Source organism: Actinomadura roseirufa (assembly GCF_900659635.1).
Classification (GTDB): Bacteria; Actinomycetota; Actinomycetes; order Streptosporangiales; family Streptosporangiaceae; genus Spirillospora; species Spirillospora roseirufa.
The window spans coordinates 1-22,305 of sequence record NZ_CAACVB010000096.1 but is presented as its reverse complement, the minus strand read 5'-3'; the positions used below and the strand labels follow the sequence as shown (position 1 = coordinate 22,305).

Here is a 22,305-nt window from a genome sequence, read left to right as displayed (position 1 = left end):
GTTCTCACCGCGTCTTTGAGGCCGGTTCAGCGGTGGTGCGCGGCCTCGCTTGACGATCACTATTTCCGGGTATTACCGGAAAGAGTCATCGTCCACGAGCCGAAGAAGCAGCCCATGTCCCCCTATCTCGCCGCATGGATCCTGTGGATCCTCATGTTCTTCGCCATCGAACTGCCGGCCGTCTTCAACCGGAAGCCCGACGACACCCTGTCGGAGCTGGTGTGGAACGTGTTCGCCATCCGGGGCAAGCCGGCCGGGTGGCAGCTGCGCCGCCTCGCCCTGGTGCTCGGCCTCGGCTGGCTGCTCGCCCACTTCCTCACCGGCGGCGCCGTCTGACCCGCCCTCGTGGGCCTGGACCCCTTCCCGGGCCCCGGTTCCGGGGCCCGGGGTCCAGATCGGACCGCGTCAGCGCGGCGAGGCCAGCCACGGGTCCTTGAGGTCGAGGTAGGTGAAGTCGCCCTCGTAGAACTGCCGCATCTCCTCCATGGCGGCCCGCATCTCGGCCGGCGCCTCCTTGCCCTCGCCCGCGCGGGCCTCGGCCTCGGAGGTGAAGTAGACGGCCTCGGTCAGGCCGCCGTCGCCGTGCGCGGCCCACAGGCCGCCGATGATGTCGGGACGGAAGGTGCGGAGCATGCCGTAGTCCTGCCGGTCCATCCACGCGCGCAGCCCGGCGAGGTCGCGGACGCGGCTGTGCATGATCTGGACGAACCCGGCGTCGTCGGACCCGCCGCCGAGCCAGTCGCCGGTCTCGGCGCAGTCGTGGAAGGTCACCTCGCCGCTGAACGTCTTGGACAGCTCGGTCCACCACTGCTCCTGCTCGTGGCGGTGGCTGTTGCGGCGCGCGGCCTCCCGGGACTCGAACCGCGCGAGGGTGACGAACGTGTCGTCGTCGGTGATCCCCCCGGTGCTGCCGAGCCAGCCGATCGAGCCCGGCGCGAGGTCCCGGACCCAGCGGTCCATGGCCTCCTTGACCTCGTCCCGGTCGGTGACGTGTCCCTGGATTACCTGGATGAACATGGTCTCGTCCCCCTTGTCGAGATCACTGCGCGAATCGGCCCCGTCACGGCCGATCGCTCCCCAGATTCCGACGCTACGCCCCAAGCCGGACAGATCACCACCAAGCCGTCACGGCTCGGTAACAAGCGTTGCAGGACTCCGTTCTTGCCCTACTTTGCCCTCTATTGTCGCGTCGCGAAATGTGGAGATCCCACGTGGAAGGGGCATGATGCGGCGCGTCTCACGAGGAGCGATGGCACTGCTGCTGGCCGCGGGAGTGACCGGGGCGGGCGCCATGACGGCGCAGGCCGCGGTGACCGCGCGGCCGGGCTCGGCGCGGGCCGGCGACATCGCCGACCAGCTGAAGGCGATCCCCGGAATGACGGTGACGGAGAAGACCTCCACACTGCCCGGCTACCGGTGGTTCTGGCTCACCTACCGCCAGCCCGTCGACCACCGCGACCCCAAGGGGAAGTGGTTCGAGCAGCGGATCATGCTGGAGCACAAGGCGGCGGACCGGCCGATGGTGCTCTACACCAGCGGCTACAGCACGCCCGAGACCATGTTCACCTCGGAACCGACCGCGCTCGTCGGCGGGAACCAGATCTCGGTCGAGTACCGGTACTTCACCCCGTCCCGTCCCGAGCCGGCCGACTGGCGCAAGGACACGATCTGGCAGGCCGCCACCGACGAGCACCGGCTCATCGGGCAGCTGAAGAAGATCTACAAGGCGAAGTGGATCTCGACCGGCGCCAGCAAGGGCGGCATGACGGTCGTCTACCACAAGCGCTTCTACCCGCGTGACGTCGACGGCAGCGTCGTGTACGTGGCCCCGAACGACGTCGACAACAACGACGACAGGGCCTACGACCGGTTCTTCCAGACGGTCGGTTCCGACCCGCAGTGCCGCGCGCACCTGAAGGGGCTCGCGCGCGAGTTCCTCAAGCGCCGCCCGGCGATGCTGGCGCGCTTCAAGGCCGACGCCGCCAAGAACGGCTGGACGTTCGGCATCCTGCGGACGCCCGACCGCGCGTTCGAGAACTCGGTGATGGACTACGAGTGGACCTTCTGGCAGTACAGCCTGCAGTCCGACTGCGGCTCGCTGCCCGCCGTGAACGCCTCCGACGACGAGATCTACGAGACGCTCAACACGATCTCCGGGCTGGACTTCTACACCGACCAGGGCCTCGCCCCCTACGTCCCGTACTACTACCAGGCCGGGACCGAGCTCGGCTGGCCGAAGCCCCAGTTCACGAACCTGCGCCCGCTGCTGCGGTACGAGAACAGCTACCAGCCGCGCACCTACGTCCCGCGTGACATCCCGATGCGCTTCGACGGCGGCAAGGCGATGCGCGACGTCGACCGGTGGGTCCGCGAGCACGGCAGCAGGCTGCTGTTCCTGTACGGGGAGAACGACCCGTGGGGCTCCGAGCGGTTCCGGCTCGGCAAGGGCAGCCGCGACTCGGCCGTCTACACCGCGCCCGGCATGAACCACAGCGGCAGGCTGATCGCCAAGCTGCCCGACGCGCAGAGGGCGAAGGCGACCGCGGACCTGCTCCGCTGGGCGAACGTCCAGCCCGGCGCGCCGTCCCTCAAGGCACCCTCGGTCACGGCCGACGACCCGCTCCTGCTCCAGCGTCCGCCGCTGTAGCGAGCCTCCGGCGCGCGGTGCGCCGTCCTCACGGACGGGGCGCCGCGCGCCGCCGCCCGCGGGGACCCGCTCACCTCACGTGGGGGAGTTCACCATGCTGCGCGCGGCCATCGTGAAGTAGTCCCAGAGCATCTTCTCGAACCGCTCGGGAAGCTCCAGCTCGTCCACGGCCACGCGCATGTGCCTCAGCCACGCCTCGCGCTCGGCCTCGCCGATGACGAACGGGACGTGCCGCATCCGCAGCCGCGGGTGCCCTCGCTGCCGGCTGTAGGTCGTCGGGCCGCCCCAGTACTGGATGAGGAAGAGCCGCAGCCGCTCCTCGGCGGGCCCGAGATCCTCCTCGGGATAGAGGGCGCGCAGCGCCGGGTCGCCCGCGACGCCCTCGTAGAAGCGGTGGACGAGCCGGCGGAAGGTCTCCTCGCCGCCGACCGCTTCGTAGAACGTGACCTGTTCAGCTTCAGCCATAGCGACTCCAGCCTATGTGATCAGGCATGGGCGGCGGAGGGGTCCCGGGACCCCGGCGGCACGGTGCCGCGGCGATGCCGCGCCGGCCGTGACGGGCCCTCCCCGGCTCCGGACGCCGGGCCGCCTCGTCGTGGACCCGCGCGCCGCGTGCGGATCGCAGGGGGACTGGAGGCGATCGGCTCGCGCCCGCGCGAGGCGGGACGGCCCGGAGCCGGGCCGGGGAGGGACCGGCCGGGCGAGCGTGCCCCGCGGGGTCCGCGGCTGCCGCGCCGTTCAGGCCGCGGCTCCGCGGGGCACGCCCGGTTCTAGGAGCGGCCCACCCTCCGCTCGCACGGCTCGCGGTCGCGGAGGTCGCGGTGGTCCCGCTCACGCGGGTCCCGCCGGCCGCCTCCGTCGCGCGCCTCGTGCCGGTCGCGCTCGTGCCGGTCGCGCTCGCGCATGTCCAGCAGCAGGGGCTGCAGGACGTGGGCCAGCTTCACCGCGGCGCCGCCCGGATCGTCCACCCGGTGCATCAGCTCGCCCCACGACCACCAGAAGTAGTGGTCGGGCGACTCCGGCGCCGGCGCGCACGTGACGTCCTCCGCGAGGCTCGCGGCCTCGGGGTTCACCACGCGCAGGAAGGCCGGCCCCGAGCGCGTCCGAACGACGCGGGCGACGAGCCCGCGCGTATCGAGTTCGTGCTCCAGCTCCTCGAGGTAGCCGACGCCTCCGTCGCTGACCACCGCGCACCCCCTCCATCAGTCGTGCTCCGAGGACCGCTTCGCCGCCGCCCGCAGGCGCGTGCGGGCCGCCGCCGGCGCACCGGCGGATGATCGACTCTGCGGATCCGTGTCGTCACTCGCGGCGAGAATTGCAACTCTCGCGGGGGTGGGTCAAGGGGCGGCGGCCCGGCGAAGTACCGGATTACCCCACCTCAGGCGAAGGTTCCTCCGCCCCGGGGGAAGAATCTCTACTCTGGGAGGACGGGGGCGCGTCCCAAGGTCCCCACTTCCCGCGAACCGCTTGGCCAGCCCTTCCCTGAGGGTTACGCTGCGTGCGCGAGAGATTATCTGTCGTGGCCATCTAGTTACCGGTCGCCGTGCACGGACGTCCGCCCCGCCCCCGGCGGCGGCGTCTCAGCCCAGCGGTGAGGAGGCCGGAACCGCATGTCGGACGCCCCCCGGAAAGAGACGGACGTCGCCCGGAGGATTCGCGCGCACGGACTGGCCCGGGGGCGCTTCCCCGTGGACATCGCACAGGACATCCACGAGCAGTGCGGGCCCTTGTTCGGCACGAGCCGCGTGAAGTCGCACCGTCTCGCCCACGGCGTCGCGCTGTCCGACATCGTCGCGCAGGTCAGGGCCCTCTACGAGGTCGACGGCAAGCCGGCCCCCCGGCTCGGGGAGACGCTGCTGTCGGCCTACGAGAGCGGGTACAAGCGACCCGGTCCCGAGTACCTGCACTACCTCTGCGCCGTCTACCGGGTGGAGCCCGACGTCCTCGGGTTCCAGAGCCCCTGCATCTGCGGCAGGGGGCACGCGCACCGTCCGGGCGCCGCCCCGGTCCCGCAGCCGCGGGCACCGGAACGCCACGGCGCCCGGGAGCCCGACGTCGCTCTCGTCGGCTCCATCATCCCCAGGGCGGAGGAACGTCCCTGGGGCACCGTCAACGATCTCCGGGGCCCCGACCGCGCCGACGGCCCCCTGTCCATTGATGTGGGAGAGGAGGACATCGTGCTTCGTAGGACCCTTCTGCAACTGCTGGCCGGAGCGGGCGTGGCGCTCGACGGTCAGTTCCTTGGGGCGGTCGACAACCTTCGGCGCAAGATGGACGACACGCTCGTCGGCGCGACCGTCTCGCCGACGATGCTCGACCAGTGGGAGGAGACGACCTACGGCTACGGCCGCCAGTACCAGGCGACACCGTCCCTGCGGATGCTGTGCGACGTGCTGCTGGACTTCAGCGAGGTGCGGCGCATGTGCGACAAGCGCCAGCCCGTCGAGCTCCAGGAGCGGCTGTGCCGGATCGCCGCGCAGCTGTCCGGGCTGTCCGGGCTGATCATGATCAACCTCGGCGACCACCGGCTGGCCCGGTCGTTCTTCCGCACCGCGCGGACCGCCGCCGACGAGACCGGCGACCGGCAGCTGCGCGCCTGGGTGACCGTCCGCGAGTCGCTGGTGCCCATGTACTACGGCGACCCCCGTGAGGCGCTGCACCTGGCCCGCAAGGCCCAGGACCTCGCCGGCCGCACCCCCGGCGTCGCCGCCGCCATGGCGCCCGCCGTGGAGGCGCGCGCGCTCGGCATGCTCGCGCTGCGCGGCCGCGGCGACGCCGCGCCGAGCGCGCGCCGGGCCCTGGTCCGCGGCCGGGCGGTGTTCGACCAGCTGTCCAAGACCGACACCAGCGACCTGGTGTTCGGCTTCACCGACCGCCAGATGGCCTTCTACGAGGGCGACACCTTCACCAACCTCGGCGACCACCGGCACGGCGACGAGGTGCTGAGCCACGCGCTCACCCTGTACGCGCCCACCGACCGCGTCGACCTCACGCTCGTCCGGCTCGACCGGGCGACGTGCCGGCTGCACGCCGGGCACCCCGAGGCCGCGCTGACCGCCGGCCGGGAGGCGATCCTCGACCTGCCCGCCGACCACCGTTCCGACATCCTCGTCCACCGGGCCCGCCAGATCGGCGCCGCGGTGTCGGCCAAGCACGGCGACATCCCCGCCCTGAAGGACTTCTACGAGGCGCTCGCCGGGCCCTGGGTCACCAGTCCCACCGGCAACACGTCCGTCCCGCCGTCCGAACAGGTCTGACCGGTCATGGGAACGACCGACGGCGGTCCCCGGGGGGACCGCCCCGCCGGGCACGGCGCCCACGCCCTGGTCCGGCTCCAGCAGGAGCCGCCCATCTGGCACTACGGGGCCCTGCGGCTGCGGCGGTACCGGGCCGCCGACCACGCCACCATCCTCGCGCTGCACCGCGAGGGCCTGGCCCAGGTGGGGCTGAGGCCCGGTGACGGCGTCTACTACGACCACGACTTCTTCCGGATGGAGGACATCTATCTCCGCAACGACGGCGAGTTCCTCGTCGGCGAGCTCGACGGCGCGATCGTGGCCATGGGCGGCCTGCGCCGCGCCGACCTCGTGCCGGGCGGCCACGCCCGCGCGTTCGGGGGCTACGCGCCGGGCGCGCCCGTCCTGGACGCCGCCGAGATGGTCCGGGTGCGGGTCAGGCCCGCCGTCCAGCGCCGCGGGTACGCCACCGCCCTGGTCACCGCGCTGGAGGAACGCGCCCGGGAGTACGGCTACCGGATCCTGCGCGCCGACACCACCGAACTGCAGGGCCCGGCGCTGGCGCTGTACCGCGGCTTCGGCTGGACGGAGACGCGTCGCGAGCCGATCGGCGGCATCGTCACCATCTACATCGAGAAGCCGCTGCGGTGACGGCCGGGGCGTCCGGGCCGGGCGAGGGGCACCGGCCGGGACCGGCTGAGGCCCACTGAGAAGGAACCCCCTCCTGGACGCTTCCCAAGACCAGGAGGGGGTCGTCTCCTCGCGCGCACGGCGGGGCCGCTCGGGCTCCGCCGGGGTGCGTGCCGTTCATGGTGAGGGACGACCCCCGTTTCCGGCAAGGTGCCAGGGGCTCTAAAACAGGCCCGTATTTCCGGGACGGCGCCCGGTGACCATCTGCATGAGCGGAAACCGGCGCCGCGCGATGTCCGTGAGGCCCCGGGCGTCCAGGGCGTCGGTGACCTCCCGGTCGCCGAACACCCTCAGCCCGGTGGCCCGCCGGACGAGGGCACCGCCGATCCGCGCCGGCGCCAGCTCCACCGGCCGCCGCGAGGTGAGGATGACCAGGCGGCCGCCCGGCCGCAGGACGCGGGTCATGCCGTCCAGCGCCGCCCACGGGTCGTCGAACAGGTACAGCGCGCCGAGGCAGCAGACGGCGTCGAACGTCCCGTCCCGGAACGGCAGGCCGGCGGCGTCGCCGCGCAGGTAGCAGACGCCGCCGCCGGAGGGCCGCCCGGCGTCCGCCGGGCCGAAGGTGTCGGCGGCGGCGCGGGCGAGCATGGTCCGGGACGCGTCCAGGCCGACGACCAGGCCGTCCTCGGCGACGCCCGCGGCCAGGGCGCGGGTGACGTTCCCCGGTCCGCACGCCACGTCCAGCACGGTCGCCGCGGGCCGTCCGGCCGCGCCGGGCCGGCCGAGGCCGAGCCACTCGCGGGCCAGCGCGTGCTCGGCGGCGGTGCCGGGGCCGATCGGCCAGCCCTTGGCGAGGTTGAACCCGACGGGCCGCCAGACCCTCTCGTAGATCCGCGGGAGGAACGCCGACCGCATCACCGACTGGGCCGGGGACGGCGACGGCTCGGCGGCGGGCCCGAGCAGGTCGAGGTAGCCCGCCGACGGGTCGGGGCCGGCGGGCGGCTCGGCGAGCAGCCCGAGCGTCCGCTCCATCGCCGTGGGAACGTGTGCCGCCGAAGAAGTCACGACACTATGAGACCACGTGTCAACCATGTGCCCCTCATCGGCCGTCCCTTCCCGGCTCGGAGCCCGCCGGGGCGGTGAGGTCCAGGCCGGTCTGCGCGGCGAGGAAGGCGAGCGTGTCGGCGGTCAGCTCGACCGAGCGGCTCACCGACCGCGCGGCGTGCCCGACCTCCGCCTCGTCCCGCAGCAGGACGGGCGCGTCCGACGCCGTCGCCCACTGGAGCGCCGCGCACAGCTTGCGGGCGTGCAGCGGGTCCACGCGGGTGTCGGCGCCGAAGGTCGTGAACAGGGTCGCCGGGTAGGCGGTCCCGGCCCGGACGCGGTGGTACGGCGAGTACCCGATCAGCCACCCGAACTCTTCGGGGTCGTCGGCCGTGCCGTACTCGTCGTTCCACGTCCGGCCCAGCCCGAACCGCTCGTAGCGGACCATGTCGAGCAGCGGCGCGGAGCAGACGGCGGCGCGGTAGAGATCGGGCCGCTGGGTCAGCGCGGCGCCGACCAGCAGGCCGCCGTTCGAGCCCCCGGAGATGCCCAGCGCCGCCGGGGTGGTGAGCCCGTCGGCGACCAGCCGCTCGGCGGCGGCGTGGAAGTCGTCGAAGACGTTCTGCTTGCGGTCGCGCATGCCCGCGCGGTGCCACTGCTCGCCCTCCTCGGACCCGCCCCGCAGGTTCGCGACGGCGTAGACGCCGCCCGCCTCGACCCAGGCGAGGATCCCGGCGGAGTAGGCGGGGGTGAGGGAGATGTTGAAGCCGCCGTAGCCGTACAGGATCGCCGGGCGCGGGCCGGCGGCCCCCGGCCGGGACGTGACCAGCATCCGGACCGGCGTGCCGTCCTTCGAGGCGTAGACGACCTGGCGGGTCTCGACCTCGGGCACCTCGACCGTGCCGGGCGCCGAGGCCCACGGGGTCGTCTCACCCGTCCGCGCGTCGTAGCGCAGGACCGAGGACGGGGTGACCGCGTCGGTGTACCCGAACCACGCCTCGTGCCCGCCCTCCGGCCGCTCGACGATGCCGCCGGTCGTGCCGAGTCCCGGCGTCGGGACGGTACCGATCCGCTCCCCGGTGCGCAGGTCGTGCACGGTGATCTCGCTGATCGCGTGGCGCGTCCACCCGGCGAGCAGGACGGGCCGCGGCGCGCCGTCCAGGATCGCGTAGTCGGTGAGCACGGCCTCCGGATCCTCCGGGACCAGATCCCGCCACGTCTCGTAGGACGGGTCGGCCGGGTCGGCGACGCACAGCCGCGACCGGGGCGCGTCGCGGTCGGTGAAGACGTAGGCGCGCCCGTCCCGGCCCACGTGCAGGCCGGTCCCGGCGTCCACGCCCTCCTGGACGGCGCGCAGCGCGGGCCGTTCGGCGGGGCTCGCGGACAGGTCGGCGATCCACAGGTCGTTGCGCGGCGCGGTGCCCTGGGACGCCGAGATCGTCATCCAGCGCCCGTCTCGGCTGACGCCGACGCCGTAGTACTCGGTCTTGTCCCTGCCCTCGCCGAAGATCAGGGCGTCGGCGGTGTCCGGGTCGGTGCCGAGGCGGTGCAGGTACACGCGGCGGTGGTACTGCTCCTCGCCCGCCGGCACCTCGCCCGCGGGGAGGCGGCGGGAGTAGTAGAAGGCACCGCCGCCGGGCAGCCAGGCGATGGACGACTCGCGGACCCGGTCGATGGGCCCTTCGACCCGCTCGCCCGTGGCGACGTCCATGACGTACAGCAGGGACTCCTCGTCGCCTCCTGTCGAGACCTTGTACGCCAGGAGGCGGCCCTCCTTGTCGGGCTGCCATCCGTCAAGGGTGGTGGTGCCGTCCGGATCCAGCGCCATCGGGTCGACCAGGGCGCGTTCCGTGCCGTCCGGGTCGGCGGTGTAGAGCACCGGATGCTCCTGCTCGGCCGTCCGCCGGGTGAAGAACCGCCGCTCACCCCGCCAGACGGGCGCGCCGACGCTGCCGGCTCCGAGCAGTTCGGCGAGCCGCTCCCGCAGCCGCTCACGCCCCGGCAGGGCGTCCGCGGCCTTGGTGAAGAGCTCGTCCTGCGCGGCGAGCCAGGCCTTGGTCTCGGTGCTGCCGGGATCCTCCAGCCAGCGGTACGGATCGGCGACCCGGTGGCCGTGGATCTCGTCGACGATGTCCTGGCGCGGGGCGGAAGGATAAGACGTTCCGGTCATGTCCTGCACTGTATTGGCCGTTGCGGACCATCCGCTCCGGCGAGTCCGCCGGGGCCGCCGGGGGCACGGACGGCCGTCCCCGCGGCGGGTTTGGCAGGCCCGAGGCGTGTTTTTGCGTTCGATCAGGCACGCGGATGGGGATTATTGGGGTAGCGGACGGGCTCCTCAGAGGCCACACTGATTCCAGTCGGTTCGCCCCTGAGGAGGACCTCATGGCGAGTGCGCAGGTACCGGAAGCGATAATCGGGCCTCGGTGGGAGGCGCGCTCAGCCGCGCCCGCCGAGGCCATCGGACGGCACTGCCCGGCGGAGGGCGTCTGATGCGACAGGTCCTCCTCCTCAACGCGACGTACGAACCACTCACGACGCTCCCGCTGCGGCGGGCCGTCTGCCTCGTGCTCCGCGAGAAGGCGGAGATCGTCCATCACGACACCTCCGGCGCCGTGCTCCACTCGGCGACGATGCAGATCGACGTCCCCTCGGTGATCCGGCTGCGCCGCTACGTCCGGATCCCGTTCCGGACCCGGGTGCCGCTGACCCGGGCGGCGCTCATGCGGCGCGACAACTTCCGGTGCGTCTACTGCGGCCGCCGCGCCGAGACCATCGACCACGTCCACCCGCGCAGCCGCGGCGGCAAGCACGTGTGGGAGAACTGCGTGGCCTCCTGCATGACGTGCAACCACCGCAAGGCCGACCGGCTCCTGGAGGAGATCGGCTGGACGCTCACCATCACCCCCGGCGTGCCGCGCGGCGCGCACTGGCGGCTGATCGGGCTCGTCCACGACGGCGACCCTCAGTGGGCCGCGTACGTGTCGGAACCGGCCGCCTGACCGTATCCTGGGCGCGTGCCACGCTATGACTACCGCTGCCGCGCCTGCGGGTCGACCTTCGAGGTCTCCCGCCCGATGATCAACGCCTCGGATCCGGCGCCCTGCCCGGACGGCCATGACGACACGGTGAAGCTGCTGTCGACGGTCGCCGTCACCGGGTCCGCCCGCGCCGGCTCGCCGGCCCCTCCGCCGTCCGGCGGCGGCTGCTGCGGCGGGGGCTGCTGCGGCTGACCGCCGTTCTCACGCGTCGTTCTGCGCGGCTCGCATCGCCGCGGCCATGGCGGCCGAGTCGTGGTCGCGGGAGACGCCCTCCAGCAGGAGGACGGGGCCCTCCATGTTGTCGGCGCGCAGGTGCAGGATCTCCCGGTAGGCGTCCGACGCGTACCAGGCGCGGGCGCGGTCCATGTCCGGGAACTCGATCAGCACGACGGCGCCCTCCCACGGCCCTTCGACCACTTCGTGGGTGCCGCCGTGGACGATGAAGTGGCCCCCGAACGGGTCCAGGGTGTCCTGGATGCGCTCCATGTAGACGAAGACGTCGTCGTGGATGGGCGGCCGGGGGAACAGGTGGGCGAAGGCGTAAGCGGGCATTGGGAGCTCCTGAGAGGTGGTGCCGGGACCACCGGATCGGTGGTCCCGGGCTGACGTCCACCACTCTGCCCTGCCAGGGGAGTGCGGGCGATTACCTCGCGGGTAGTGCTCAGCGCTCCAGCTGGGAGACGTCGCGGGCGGCTCCGGTGGAGGCGGAGGTGGCCATCGCGGCGTAGGCGCGCAGGGCGGCGCTGACCGGGCGGTGGCGGTCGCGCGGCCGGTAGCCGCCGAGGTCGGCCAGCAGCTTCTCGCGTCGGATCTCCAGTTCGTCGGCGGGCACGTCCAGCTCCAGCACCCGGTTCGGGATGTCGATCACGATGCGGTCGCCGTCCTGGACGAGGGCGATGACGCCGCCGCCCGCGGCCTCGGGGGAGGCGTGCCCGATCGACAGCCCGCTCGTCCCGCCGGAGAAGCGGCCGTCGGTGATCAGCGCGCAGTCCTTGCCGAGCCCGCGGCCCTTGAGGAAGCTCGTCGGGTACAGCATCTCCTGCATCCCGGGGCCGCCCTTCGGGCCCTCGTAGCGGATCACGACGACGTCGCCGGCCGTGACCCGGCCGCCGAGGATGCCCTCGACGGCGTCGTCCTGGCTCTCGAACACGACCGCGGGGCCGGTGAAGGTCCACAGCTCCTCGTCCACGCCGGCGGTCTTCACGATCGAGCCGTCGGGGGCGATGTTGCCGCGCAGGACGGCGAGGCCGCCGTCGGCGGTGTAGGCGTGCTCGACGTCGCGGATGCAGCCCTCGGCGCGGTCGAGGTCGAGGTCCTCCCAGCGGGCGCTCTGGCTGAACGCCGAGGTGCTGCGCACGCCGCCGGGCGCGGCGTGGAACAGTTCCACGGCCTCGGGGAGCACGCCGGGGGAGCGCACGTCCCACTTGTCGAGGAACTCGGTAAGGGACGCGGAGTGGATCGAGTGGGCGGAGCGGTGCAGCAGCCCGGCCCGGTTCAGCTCGCCCAGCAGGGCGGGGACGCCGCCGGCGCGGTGGCAGTCCTCGACGTGGTAGCGGGCGGTGGCCGGGGCCAGCTTGCAGATGCACGGGACGCGGCGGGACAGCGCGTCGATCTCCTCCAGCCCGAAGTCCACGCCGCCCTCGTAGGCGGCGGCCAGCAGGTGCAGGATCGTGTTGGTGGAGCCGCCCATGGCCACGTCCAGGACCATGGCGTTCTCGAACGCGTCGCGGGTGGCGATGTTCAGCGGCAGGACGGACTCGTCGTCGCCGTCGTAGTAGCGGTGGGCGATCTCCACGACGGTGCGGCCGGCGTCCTCGTACAGCCGCCGCCGGGCGGTGTGGGTGGCCAGGACGGTGCCGTTGCCGGGCAGCGCCAGGCCGATGGCCTCGGTGAGGCAGTTCATGGAGTTGGCGGTGAACATGCCCGAGCAGGAACCGCAGGTCGGGCAGGCGCTCTCCTCCATGGCGAGGAGCGTCTCGTCGGCGACGGAGCCGTCCGCGGAGGCGATGATCGGGTCGATCAGGTCGAGCTTGTGGCCGCCCATGACGCCCTCGACGGGCTTGCCGGCCTCCATCGGGCCGCCGGAGACGAACACGGTCGGGATGTTGAGCCGCAGCGCCGCCAGCATCATCCCGGGCGTGATCTTGTCGCAGTTGGACACGCAGACGAGGGCGTCGGCGCAGTGCGCGTTGACCATGTACTCGATGGCGTCGGCGATGACCTCGCGGGACGGCAGCGAGTACAGCATCCCCTCGTGGCCCATGGCGATGCCGTCGTCCACGGCGATGGTGTTGAACTCGCGGGGCACGCCGCCGGCCTCGCGGACCGCGCCGGCGACGACCTTGCCGACGGCGTCCAGGTGGACGTGGCCGGGCACGAACTGGGTGAAGCTGTTGGCCACGGCGACGATCGGCTTGCCGAAGTCCTCGCGTTCGACGCCGCTGGCCCGCATGAGCGCGCGGGCGCCCGCCATGTTCCTGCCGTGCGTGACCGTGCGTGACCTGAGCGGGGGCATCTGTGACCTCTCCAACCTGTGACGTGCCGTGACACCGATCGTACGACCCGCCGCGCCGGTCGGGCGGGGCGGTCTCGGCGCGGGTCGCGGTGCGGAAGCGCGGGCAGCGGCGGTTCGCGGCGCTGCCGCCGGCCCGGCGGAGATCGCGCCTGGGACGGCCGTGTCGTTCGATGCTACCAACGCCCGCGAACCCCCCGCGGATTCCGCCGCCCGCCCCCTCACCGCCGCGCCGCCGCCCACCGGCCCGATCGCACCCACCGCCGGAGCAGGGCCCCCAAGCGCCCTGATCGTGACAGGAAACGCCGACGTCCCCCGGCACAGCCATCAGAGCCCCAACGCGAACGGCCCCGATAACCCCATCAACCGCCCCCACCCCACCCACCTCAGGCCGCGGCACGATCTCGGCGACCGGGGACGCCGCCAAGGTGGAGCGCTCGCCCGACCGGGCCCAGCCTGCGTAGACCTGGTCGCCGTCCGGGCCGCCGCGTCGGCACGTGGGCCTGAGGGCACGGCGTGATCATCATGGCGCGCGGCGCACGGCCCGGCGGTCCAAGTCGCCATGCCGGTGGTCGGCCCTGGGGCACGGCGTGATCTCGGTGGCTCGGGGCGCCGGGGGGTGGTGTGTTCGGACGGCGGGCCCAGTATGGGTCGGCCCGGTCGTCCGATTAGCCGCGTCGGAACGTGGGCCTTGGGGGCGGCGTGATCACCGTGGTGCGTGGCGCGGGCTCTGCGTGGGTTCGGCCCGGTGGTTCGTGTCGCCATGCGGGTGGTTGGGCCCGGGGCGCGGCGTGTTCGTGGTGGCTGAGCGCCGGCGGGTGGTGTGTTCGGGCGGCGGGGCCCAATGTCGGTGAGCCTGGTCGTCCGATTAGCCGCGTCGGTGTGTGGGTCTGGGGGCGCGGGGTGATCGTTGTGGGGTGGGGTGTGGGGCCCCGGCATGGTTAGCCGGGGCGCGGGGGGTGTGTGCCGGCGGGGCGGCCCCAGGGGTGCGGGCCGCCCGCGGGGGTTTCAGTCGGGGTACTTCGGCGGCAGCGCCTCCTCGGCCGCCTGGAAGATCCGCTGGACGTCGGTCTCGGTGAGGATCTTCGGCCGGCGGCGGAGGTAGGCGCGGGCCCGGTTGCCCGCGAAGACGTCCACGTCCCGGACTCGCATGACCTTCCACGGGATGGCCGGCCCGTAGATGGCCACCGAGGGCTGCACCGGTACCTCGAAGCCGACCTGGCCACCGATGATCTTGCTGGCCTGCTCGGCCTCCCAGCGCGCCTCGTCGAGGCGGTCCTTCTTGTTGAAGGGGCCGTGGAAGAGCTTGAGGTGGGACATGGTGCGCACCGGCAGGCGCTTGTCCCAGTTCTCGGAGTCGATGGCGTAGACGCCGCTCGGCCCGATCACCAGGTGGTCGATCCGCCCGTCGCTGACGCCCTCGTCGTCGCGGGGCACGGCGCGTGCGTGCAGCACGAGGTACCCGTTGCGCTGGAGGGACTTCAGCTGCCGCTCGGTGCGCCGCTCGGCGGCCGAGGACTTCTGCCAGGCGGTGACGCTGGAGGTCTTCCGCGAGGTGCGGACGGTGTCGACGATGACCACCAGGATCGCCGCGCTGATGCCGATGCGGACGCCGGCGAGCGACAGCACCGCCCCGGCGGCCAGGGCGACGCCGAGCCGGCGCAGCCATTGGCGCACCCGCGGGTCGGCGAGCGTCGTCGCGAGCGTGCGCTCCTCTTCGGGCGCCTCCTTCGCCAGGTTCACCGGGCTCTCGTGCACCGCTGACTCGTGCTGGGGCCCACGCGGTTCCTCCGGCTCGCCTCCGGGCTGGCCTCGGGCGTCCTGCGTGTTGCCCCGCTCCATGATCGACATGGTGACGCTCCGTGTTCCTTTCACATCGGGGGCATGATCCTCCGAGCGCAGAGTAATCACCGCGACGGTTGGCGACTAGTCATGCCGGGTTAATACTTTTGTCGCCGACGGTAGGTGATTCTCTGACGCCGCGGACGGGTACGGTGGTGCTACGTGCCATCTTTGATGCCCGCCCGGCCGGCGTCTAGCGTTCCGGTCGTGACGAACGCCCCTGTGGTTCCCCATGACCTCGGCCTGACGGCGATGGCCGCGGCCGTCCGCGTCGGCGACGTGTCGCCGGTCGAGCTGACCGACCATTACCTTGATCGTATCGAACGGCTGAACCCGCAGGTCGGGGCCTATGTGACGGTGACCGCGGAGCGGGCCCGCGAGGAGGCCGCCCGCGCGGCCAAGGCGGTCCACGAGGCGCGGGATCGGGCGGATCTGCCGCCGCTGCACGGCGTTCCGCTGCCGGTCAAGGACCTCAACATGGTGAACGGCGTCCGGGTCACTTATGGTTCGACTGTTTTTGGTGATTTGACCGGTTTCGCGGACGACAGTGTCGTGACCCTGCTGAGGCAAGCGGGGTCTGTCCTCCTGGGTAAGACCGCGACCCCCGAATTCGGCCTGCCCTGTTATACCGAAAGCGGCGTCGCGCCCCCCGCCCGCACGCCGTGGGACCTCTCCCGGTCGGCGGGCGGGTCCAGCGGCGGCGCGGCCGCGGCGGTGGCCGCCGGGCTGGCGCCGGCGGCGCAGGGAAGCGACGGCGGCGGTTCGATCCGCATCCCGAGCAGCGTGTGCGGGCTGTTCGGGCTCAAGCCGACCCGGGGGCGGATCTCCCAGGGGCCGCTCAACGGCGACCTGTTCGGGCTGTCCACCAACGGGCCCATCACCCGGAGCGTGCGGGACGCGGCGTTGCTGCTGGACGTGATGGCGGGCCCCATGCCGGGCGACCTGTACGCGGCGCCGCCCGTCGAGGGGACGTTCCTGTCGCACGCGGAGCGGCCACCGGGACGGCTGCGGATCGCGCGCAGCCGCGAGCCCGCCGTGCCGGGCGCGCCGGTGCACCCCGACTGCGTCGCCGCCTACGAGGAGGCGTCCGAGCTGCTGGAGGAACTGGGCCACGAGGTCGTGGAGCTGCCGCCCGTGCTCGGTCCGGCGATGGTTCCGCACTTCGAGTTGCTCTGGGGCGTGATGGCGACCCTCACGCCCGTCCCAGAGGATCAGGAGCAGCATCTCCAGCCGCTGACGCGATGGCTGCGGGAGCGGGGCCGCGCGACATCGGCGCGGAGCCTGTTCCAGGCGCACGCCGCGTTGCAGGCCGCGCTGCGCGCCGCGTTCCCGGTGATGGACGAGTTCGATGCCATCCTGCATCCGACGCTGGCGCAGCCGCCCGTGCCCGTCGGGTACTTCCACGACCAGGAGCCCGCCGAGAACTTCGAGCGCCAGAAGAACTTCACGCCGTTCTGCGCCGCCTACAACGTCTCCGGCCAGCCCGCCGTCACCGTGCCGCTGCACTGGACCGGCGACGGCCTGCCCATCGGGATCATGCTCGCCGGGCGGCTCGGCGGCGAGGGCACGCTGCTGTCGCTGTCGGCGCAGCTGGAGGAGGCCCGGCCCTGGATCGGCCGCAGGCCCGCCCTCTGGACGGCCTGACGGCTTCGTCCGGCCCGGCTTGCCCCGGCCGAGAGGGGGCATGGGTGCGGGCGTGGCCGAGGACGAACTGATCACGCTGGCACGCCTGCACCGGGTCGCGACGCGGTACGCCGACTGGCGGGGCCGGGAGGTGGACGTTCCGCGCGAGACGCTGGTGGCGGTCCTGGCGGCGCTCGGCGTGGACGCGTCGGGCCCCGCCGCCGTCCGGTCCGCGCTGGAACGGCGGGCCGGGCCCGGCCCGCTGCTGCCCCCCGTCGTCGTCCTGCGCCGAGGCGCGGCGGCGTCCCCGCCGGAGGTGCCGGACGGGCCGGCCGAGCTGAGCGTCGCGCTGGACTCGGGCGAGGTCGTGGCACTGCCCGGCGGGCTCGCCGCGGGGCTGCCGCCGGACGTCCCGTGCGGCTGGCACCGCCTGCGCGCCCGGGCACACGACCGGCAGGGCGACCGGTACGAGAGCGCGCCGCTGCTGCTCGCCCCGGCAGCGCTGCGGCGCCCGGAGCGGGCGTGGGGATTCACCGTCCAGCTCTACTCGCTGCGCTCGGGCGGGTCGTGGGGGATGGGCGACCTGCGCGACCTCGCCGACTTCGCGGTGTGGAGCGCCCGCGGGCCGGGCGCCGGTTTCACGCTGGTCAACCCGCTGCACGCGACGGAGGCCGTGCCGCCGATCGGGCCGTCCCCCTACTCGCCGATGAGCCGCCGCTTCGCCGCGCCGATCTACCTGCGGGTCGAGGACCTGCCGGAGTACGCGGCGCTGTCCGCGGCAGGCCGCGAGCGCGTCGCCGCCCTGGCCGCGCCGCTGCGCGTCCCCCCGCACGGGGTCGCCGCGCCCCGCGCGGACGCCCTGATCGACAGGGACGCGGTGTGGGCGGCGAAGCTGGAGGCGCTGGAGCTGCTCCACCGGGTACCGCTCTCGGACCGGGAGCGTCGGGAGTTCGAGGAGTTCCGCGCCCGCGAGGGGAAGGCGCTCACCGCGTACGCGACCTGGTGCGCGATCAGCGAGGAGCACGGCGCCGACTGGCGGCGCTGGCCGGCCCCGCTGCGCGAGGCGGGAAGCCCGGCGGTGGCGGACGCGGCGCGGCGGCTGGCGTCCCGCGTGGACCTGCACGCCTGGCTGCAGTGGCGCCTGGACGGGCAGCTCGGCGCGGCGCAGCGCGCGGCGCGGGAGGCGGGGATGCCGGTCGGCGTCGTCCACGACCTCGCGGTGGGCGTCGCCCACGGCGGCGCCGACTCCTGGATCTACCGGGACCTGATGGCGCCCGGCATGAGCGTCGGGGCGCCGCCGGACGAGTTCAACCAGCTCGGCCAGGACTGGGGCCAGCCGCCGTGGCGGCCCGACCGTCTCGCGGGCGCCGCCTACGCGCCGTTCCGGGAGATGCTGGCCGCGACGCTCCGGCACGGCGGCGGCCTGCGCCTGGACCACGCCATGCAGGTGTCGCGGCTCTGGTGGGTGCCCGAGGGCGGCTCGCCCGCCGAGGGGACCTACGTCGGGTACGACCGTGACGCCCTGCTGGGCTGCCTGATCTGGGAGGCGGAGCGCGCGGGGGCCGTGGTCGTCGGCGAGGACCTCGGCACCGTGGAGCCGGAGGTGCGGGCCGGACTCGCCGAGCGGGGCGTGCTCGGCACGTCCCTGCTGTGGTTCGAGCACGACGCCGAGGGGCGTCCGAAGCCGCCGGGGGAGTGGCGGGAACTGTCCCTGGCCACGGTCGGCACCCACGACATGCCGCCCATCACCGGGTTCCTGCACGGCGACCACATCGCGCTGCGCGAGCGCCTCGGCCTGCTGACCGGCCCGGCCGCCGAGCAGGCCGCCGAGCACCGGCGGCGGCTCGCCGGCTGGCTGGCGCTGCTGCACGCCGAGGGCCTGCTGGCCGCCGGCCCCGAGGAGGTGCTGGCGGCGCTCGCCGACGGCTCGCCGGCCTTCGACGCGGCGGTCGTGTCGGCGCTGCACGCCTTCCTCGGCCGCACCCCGGCCCGGCTCGCCGGCATCGCGCTGGCCGACGCGGTGGGCGAGCGCCGGACCCAGAACCAGCCGGGGACCGTCGACGAGTACCCGAACTGGCGGGTCCCGCTGGCCGACGCGGAGGGCCGCGCCGTCCTGCTCGACGACCTTCCGGGCCGGAGGCTGAACCTGGGCCGGTGAACGGCGGCCTCGCCGCGGGGCCGGATCAGCCGAGCGTCTTGGTGATGCGGACGGTCACGTCGTGTAGCAGCGTGTCGGGGACGATCCGCACGGCCGCGATCGCGGTGAACAGCGCGGGCAGGCCCGGCAGCGGATAGGGGTCGTCCTCCGTGCCGTCCAGGGCGGCCAGGCCGAGGGGCTGGTGCATCAGGGACTTGCGGGCGCGGGCCCAGGCCGCCTGGACCTCCTCGGGGGAGGGGACCCCGAAGCCGTGCCCGACGGGCGCCGCGTGCCGGAGCCGGACCAGGGCGCTCTCGGTGAACTCGGCGGCCAGCTTGCAGCGCTCGGTCAGCGCGGCGCGGACGCCGCCGTCCAGCCGCGTCATCACCGTGCACGGCGTCCGGCAGCGGGCCGCGCAGTCGCCGAGCGCCGAGGCGACCTGGCTGTGCTGCCGGTCGAGGTAGGCGCGCCAGCCCGGGGGCGGCTCCTTGGCGACCCGCAGCGTCCGCTCGCAGGCCGAGCGCTCGGGCCGGGTGTGGTCGCAGGCGCGCGGCGCGCCCGGCTCGACGGGCACGCCGAAGCGGCTGCCCGCGCCGTTCACGGCCGCGCCGATCAGCGCCGGGTCGCCGGCGTGGCCGAGCACGGGCTCCCAGGCGAGCATCGGCAGGTACTCGCCGGCGATGTGCACCGCGGCGACGAGCGCGGCCATGTCGCGGCGGCGCCAGCGGATCGCGATGACCTCCAGCAGCAGCGCGTACGCCGGGCGCAGGCTGGCCAGGGCGCCGCGCGGCCGCTCCCGCGGCGCCTGCGGCATCCGGCTGGCGCGGGCCCGGTCGAGCAGGTCGCGCGGGACCTCCCCGGCCGCCTCGGGCATGCCGAAGTCCTCGGCGTCCAGATCGAGGATGCGCTGCCCGAACGCGCACAGGGCCGCCACGGCGCTGGAGCGGCCGTCGGCGGCGAGCGTGCCCTCGGTGATGAGGGCCTCCAGATCGCCGTAGGCGTGCCGGCGGGCCAGTGCGGTCAGTACGTCCCCTGCTGTCTCCACGCCCCACCTTTACATGTCCACCCCGTGACCATGCGATTCGCTCGTGGACGGCGATGTCCGGAGACGGTCACGTGGCCACGGGGGCGATCGTCGCTCAGCCGGCCGAACGGTCCTTGGCGCGGGCGCGGAGCGCGCGCGCCACGCCGTCGCGGCCCTCCGACAGGAGCCTGAGCAGGGCCGCGGGCGGCTTCTGCTCGGTGATGTAGGACTCCGTGCGGTCGATCGTGGACTGCTCGATCACCAGGAACGGGTAGGCGACCTCGGCGAACGTCTGCGCCATGTCGCTGCTCCACTCCTTCCAGAGCCGCCCGACCTCGGTGAAGTACCGCTCCGCGTACGGGGCGAGGAGGCCGGCCTGGTCGGGCTCCACGAACCCGCCGAGCGTCGCGCGGAACACCGCGTTGGGCAGCTTGCCGGACACGATCCGCTCCCACGCCGCGGCCTTGGCCTCGGTGGACGGGAGCGCGGCGGTGCAGGCGGCGGCGTGCCGCTCGCCCGCGGCGGTGCGGTCGCGCTCGTGCTCGGCCTCGATCTCGGCCTCGTCCGCGCGCCCGGTGACGACCAGGCGGCGCAGCAGCGCCCAGCGCAGCTCGGTGTCGACGGTGAGCCCCTCCAGCGTCCGCGACCCGTCGAGCAGGCCCCGGACGAAGTCCAGGTGCTCGGCGGAGACGGCGGAGGCGGTGAACGCCTGTACGTAGGCGAGCTGGAAGTCCGACCCCGGCTCGGCGCCGCGGGCCAGGTCCGCCAGCGTGTCGGCCATCAGCGCGAGGCCCTCCTCCCGCCACGCCGGGTCGGCGTACTGGTGGACGGCGGTGCGGGCCTGCCGCAGCAGCGTCTGGGTGACCGAGATGTCGGTGACGCCGCGGATGCCGCGCACCACGAGCCGGATGTAGTCGCGCGTGGCCATCTCGGCGTCGCGGGTCATGTCCCACGCCGCCGACCAGCACAGCGCGCGCGGCAGGCTCTCCTTGATGTCGCCGATCCCCTCGACCAGGGTCCGCAGCGAGTGCTCGTCCAGCCGGATCTTGGCGTAGGTGAGGTCGTCGTCGTTGACCAGGACCAGGTCGGGGCGCTTCTTCCCGATGAGCTCGGGGACCTCGGTGCGGGCGCCGACGACGTCCAGCTCGACGCGCTCGCGGCGGACGAGTCCCTCGTCCGTCCGGTCGTAGAGCCCGATCGCGAGACGGTGCGAGCGCAGCGTCGGGTAGTCGGGCTTGGCCTCCTGCAGGACGGCGAAGGACGAGAAGTTCCCGTCGGCGTCGACCTCGTACCGCGGGCGCACGGTGTTGACCTCGGCGGTCTCCAGCCACTCCTTGGACCAGGCGGCCAGGTCGCGGCCGGACGTCTCCTCCAGCGACCCCAGCAGGTCGGTCAGGACGGTGTTGCCCCACGCGTGCCGCTCGAAGTACCGGCGCACGCCCTCAAGGAAGTTGTCCCGGCCGACGTAGGCGACCAGCTGCTTCAGGACGCTGGCGCCCTTGGCGTAGGTGATGCCGTCGAAGTTCACCTCCACCGCGCGGATGTCGGGGATGTCGGCGGAGATCGGGTGGGTGGAGGGCAGCTGGTCCTGCCGGTACGCCCACGCCTTCTCGACGTTGGCGAACGTCGTCCACGCGCCGGTCCACTTGGTGGCCTCCGACATGCACAGGACGCTCATGTACGTCGCGAACGACTCGTTCAGCCACAGGTCGTCCCACCAGCGCATGGTGACCAGGTCGCCGAACCACATGTGCGCCATCTCGTGCAGGATCGTCTCGGCGCGGCGCTCGTAGGCGGCGTCGGTGACGCGGGACCGGAAGACGTAGTCCTCCAGGAACGTCACGCAGCCCGCGTTCTCCATGGCGCCCGCGTTGAACTCCGGCACGAACAGCTGGTCGTACTTGGCGAACGGGTACGGCCGGCCGAAGACCTCCTCGAAGTACGCGAAGCCCTGCCGCGTGACGTCGATGATGGCGTCGGCGTCGAGGTGCTCGGAGAGGGACCCGCGGCAGTACACGCCGAGCGGGATCGTGGTGCCGTCGGCGCGGCGGTACTCGTCCCGGACGACGTGGTAGGGCCCGGCGACCAGCGCGGTGATGTAGGTGGAGATCTCCGGGGTGGGCGGGAAGCGCCACGTCCCGTCCTCCCGGGAGGAGGCGGCCTCGTTCGTGACGACCTCCCAGTCGTCCGGCGCGCGCACGGCCAGTTCGAAGGCGGCCTTCAGGTCGGGCTGGTCGAAGCAGGTGTACATGCGGTGCGCGTCGGCGGTCTCGAACTGCGTGTACAGGTACACGCTCCCGTCGACCGGGTCCACGAACCGGTGCAGGCCCTCGCCGGACCGGGAGTAGGCGACGTCGGCGACGACGCGGAGCTCGTTGTCGGCCGCGAGGCCGGGCACCGGGAGCCGTCCCTTCTCGGCGTCGTAGGACGCGGGATCGAGGGCGGCGCCGTTCAGCGTCACCTCCCGGACCACGGCGCCGTGCAGCTCGACGAACGTCGAGGCCCCGGCCTCGGCGCTGCCGAACCTGACCACGGTGGTGGAACCGAACCGGTCCTCACCCGTCGTGAGGTC

The 22,305-nt window shown here is 73.4% G+C and carries 18 protein-coding genes; 8 read left to right on the top strand and 10 right to left on the bottom strand.

Annotated features, from left to right (window positions below; all coding sequences use genetic code 11):
* Positions 1–114 precede the first annotated feature (114 nt).
* Positions 115–336 carry a hypothetical protein gene (locus E1291_RS20845; RefSeq protein WP_131739515.1) on the top strand — a complete coding sequence of 74 codons (222 nt, stop codon included), beginning with the start codon at positions 115–117 and terminating at the stop codon, positions 334–336.
* Between the two features lie 69 nt (positions 337–405).
* Here the strand turns inward: E1291_RS20845 and E1291_RS20840 are convergent, their stop codons facing one another.
* A complete protein-coding gene (locus E1291_RS20840) occupies positions 406–1,017 on the bottom strand; it encodes a hypothetical protein (protein WP_131739514.1) in 612 nt (203 codons plus the stop codon).
* Positions 1,018–1,249: 232 nt separating this feature from the next.
* Between E1291_RS20840 and E1291_RS20835 the strand changes: the two genes are divergently transcribed.
* Positions 1,250–2,647 carry a S28 family serine protease gene (locus tag E1291_RS20835; protein WP_242614274.1) on the top strand — a complete coding sequence of 466 codons (1,398 nt, stop codon included), beginning with the start codon at positions 1,250–1,252 and terminating at the stop codon, positions 2,645–2,647.
* A gap of 75 nt (positions 2,648–2,722) precedes the next feature.
* Here E1291_RS20835 and E1291_RS20830 read toward each other — a convergent pair whose 3' ends face one another.
* Both E1291_RS20830 and E1291_RS20825 read right to left on the bottom strand, forming a co-directional pair.
* Entirely contained in the window at positions 2,723–3,112 is a 390-nt protein-coding gene (locus E1291_RS20830) for a globin (RefSeq protein ID WP_131739513.1), read from the bottom strand.
* A gap of 305 nt (positions 3,113–3,417) precedes the next feature.
* Positions 3,418–3,834: a hypothetical protein gene (locus tag E1291_RS20825; protein WP_242614273.1), complete on the bottom strand. Its 417-nt coding sequence runs from the start codon at positions 3,832–3,834 to the stop codon at positions 3,418–3,420.
* Between the two features lie 501 nt (positions 3,835–4,335).
* On the opposite strand from E1291_RS20825, the gene E1291_RS20820 reads away from it, so the two are divergent.
* Both E1291_RS20820 and E1291_RS20815 read left to right on the top strand, forming a co-directional pair.
* Positions 4,336–5,904 (top strand): NsdA family TPR-like regulatory protein, encoded by a 1,569-nt coding sequence (locus E1291_RS20820; RefSeq protein ID WP_131739512.1) that lies wholly within the window; start codon positions 4,336–4,338, stop codon positions 5,902–5,904.
* 6 nt (positions 5,905–5,910) lie between these two features.
* The gene (locus E1291_RS20815; RefSeq protein ID WP_131739511.1) at positions 5,911–6,534 is read left to right on the top strand and encodes a GNAT family N-acetyltransferase; all 624 of its coding nucleotides are present in this window, start codon (positions 5,911–5,913) and stop codon (positions 6,532–6,534) included.
* Positions 6,535–6,735: 201 nt separating this feature from the next.
* Here the strand turns inward: E1291_RS20815 and E1291_RS20810 are convergent, their stop codons facing one another.
* Together E1291_RS20810 and E1291_RS20805 are read right to left on the bottom strand one after the other, a co-directional pair.
* Positions 6,736–7,578 carry a methyltransferase domain-containing protein gene (locus E1291_RS20810; RefSeq protein WP_242614272.1) on the bottom strand — a complete coding sequence of 281 codons (843 nt, stop codon included), beginning with the start codon at positions 7,576–7,578 and terminating at the stop codon, positions 6,736–6,738.
* A gap of 34 nt (positions 7,579–7,612) precedes the next feature.
* Complete coding sequence (locus E1291_RS20805; RefSeq protein ID WP_131739510.1) at positions 7,613–9,727, bottom strand: prolyl oligopeptidase family serine peptidase; 2,115 nt, start codon at positions 9,725–9,727, stop codon at positions 7,613–7,615.
* Between the two features lie 319 nt (positions 9,728–10,046).
* On the opposite strand from E1291_RS20805, the gene E1291_RS20800 reads away from it, so the two are divergent.
* Together E1291_RS20800 and E1291_RS20795 are read left to right on the top strand one after the other, a co-directional pair.
* Positions 10,047–10,556 (top strand): HNH endonuclease, encoded by a 510-nt coding sequence (locus E1291_RS20800; RefSeq protein ID WP_131739509.1) that lies wholly within the window; start codon positions 10,047–10,049, stop codon positions 10,554–10,556.
* A 15-nt stretch (positions 10,557–10,571) separates the two neighbouring features.
* The gene (locus tag E1291_RS20795) at positions 10,572–10,787 is read left to right on the top strand and encodes an FmdB family zinc ribbon protein (protein ID WP_131739508.1); all 216 of its coding nucleotides are present in this window, start codon (positions 10,572–10,574) and stop codon (positions 10,785–10,787) included.
* 9 nt (positions 10,788–10,796) lie between these two features.
* Here the strand turns inward: E1291_RS20795 and E1291_RS20790 are convergent, their stop codons facing one another.
* The 3 genes from E1291_RS20790 to E1291_RS20780 all read right to left on the bottom strand — a co-directional run bounded on the left by E1291_RS20790 (position 10,797) and on the right by E1291_RS20780 (position 14,958).
* On the bottom strand, positions 10,797–11,147 hold the full coding sequence (locus E1291_RS20790) for a DUF1330 domain-containing protein (protein ID WP_131739507.1): 351 nt from the start codon (positions 11,145–11,147) through the stop codon (positions 10,797–10,799).
* A gap of 109 nt (positions 11,148–11,256) precedes the next feature.
* Positions 11,257–13,110: a dihydroxy-acid dehydratase gene (ilvD, locus tag E1291_RS20785; RefSeq protein WP_131739506.1), complete on the bottom strand. Its 1,854-nt coding sequence runs from the start codon at positions 13,108–13,110 to the stop codon at positions 11,257–11,259.
* Between the two features lie 1,005 nt (positions 13,111–14,115).
* Positions 14,116–14,958, bottom strand: a complete 843-nt coding sequence (locus E1291_RS20780) for a nuclease-related domain-containing protein (RefSeq protein ID WP_131739505.1) — start codon at positions 14,956–14,958, stop codon at positions 14,116–14,118.
* 243 nt (positions 14,959–15,201) lie between these two features.
* On the opposite strand from E1291_RS20780, the gene E1291_RS20775 reads away from it, so the two are divergent.
* Together E1291_RS20775 and malQ are read left to right on the top strand one after the other, a co-directional pair.
* Complete coding sequence (locus E1291_RS20775) at positions 15,202–16,593, top strand: amidase (protein WP_207400846.1); 1,392 nt, start codon at positions 15,202–15,204, stop codon at positions 16,591–16,593.
* A gap of 52 nt (positions 16,594–16,645) precedes the next feature.
* Positions 16,646–18,730, top strand: a complete 2,085-nt coding sequence (malQ, locus tag E1291_RS20770) for a 4-alpha-glucanotransferase (protein ID WP_131739504.1) — start codon at positions 16,646–16,648, stop codon at positions 18,728–18,730.
* Positions 18,731–18,755: 25 nt separating this feature from the next.
* Here malQ and E1291_RS20765 read toward each other — a convergent pair whose 3' ends face one another.
* Both E1291_RS20765 and pepN read right to left on the bottom strand, forming a co-directional pair.
* Positions 18,756–19,754 (bottom strand): hypothetical protein, encoded by a 999-nt coding sequence (locus E1291_RS20765; protein WP_131739503.1) that lies wholly within the window; start codon positions 19,752–19,754, stop codon positions 18,756–18,758.
* A gap of 94 nt (positions 19,755–19,848) precedes the next feature.
* Positions 19,849–22,305: aminopeptidase N (gene pepN, locus E1291_RS20760; RefSeq protein ID WP_131739502.1), on the bottom strand; the 2,457-nt coding region annotated here is incomplete at its 5' end.

Coding starts and splice junctions, on each gene's coding strand:
- E1291_RS20815 (WP_131739511.1), top strand. CDS start 5,911: ATGGGAACGACCGACGGCGGTCCCCGGGGGGACCGCCCCGCCGGGCAC.
- E1291_RS20845 (WP_131739515.1), top strand. CDS start 115: ATGTCCCCCTATCTCGCCGCATGGATCCTGTGGATCCTCATGTTCTTC.
- E1291_RS20805 (WP_131739510.1), bottom strand. CDS start 9,727: ATGACCGGAACGTCTTATCCTTCCGCCCCGCGCCAGGACATCGTCGAC.
- E1291_RS20780 (WP_131739505.1), bottom strand. CDS start 14,958: ATGTCGATCATGGAGCGGGGCAACACGCAGGACGCCCGAGGCCAGCCC.
- E1291_RS20800 (WP_131739509.1), top strand. CDS start 10,047: ATGCGACAGGTCCTCCTCCTCAACGCGACGTACGAACCACTCACGACG.
- ilvD (WP_131739506.1), bottom strand. CDS start 13,110: ATGCCCCCGCTCAGGTCACGCACGGTCACGCACGGCAGGAACATGGCG.
- E1291_RS20790 (WP_131739507.1), bottom strand. CDS start 11,147: ATGCCCGCTTACGCCTTCGCCCACCTGTTCCCCCGGCCGCCCATCCAC.
- E1291_RS20835 (WP_242614274.1), top strand. CDS start 1,250: ATGGCACTGCTGCTGGCCGCGGGAGTGACCGGGGCGGGCGCCATGACG.
- E1291_RS20830 (WP_131739513.1), bottom strand. CDS start 3,112: ATGGCTGAAGCTGAACAGGTCACGTTCTACGAAGCGGTCGGCGGCGAG.
- E1291_RS20840 (WP_131739514.1), bottom strand. CDS start 1,017: ATGTTCATCCAGGTAATCCAGGGACACGTCACCGACCGGGACGAGGTC.
- E1291_RS20775 (WP_207400846.1), top strand. CDS start 15,202: ATGGCCGCGGCCGTCCGCGTCGGCGACGTGTCGCCGGTCGAGCTGACC.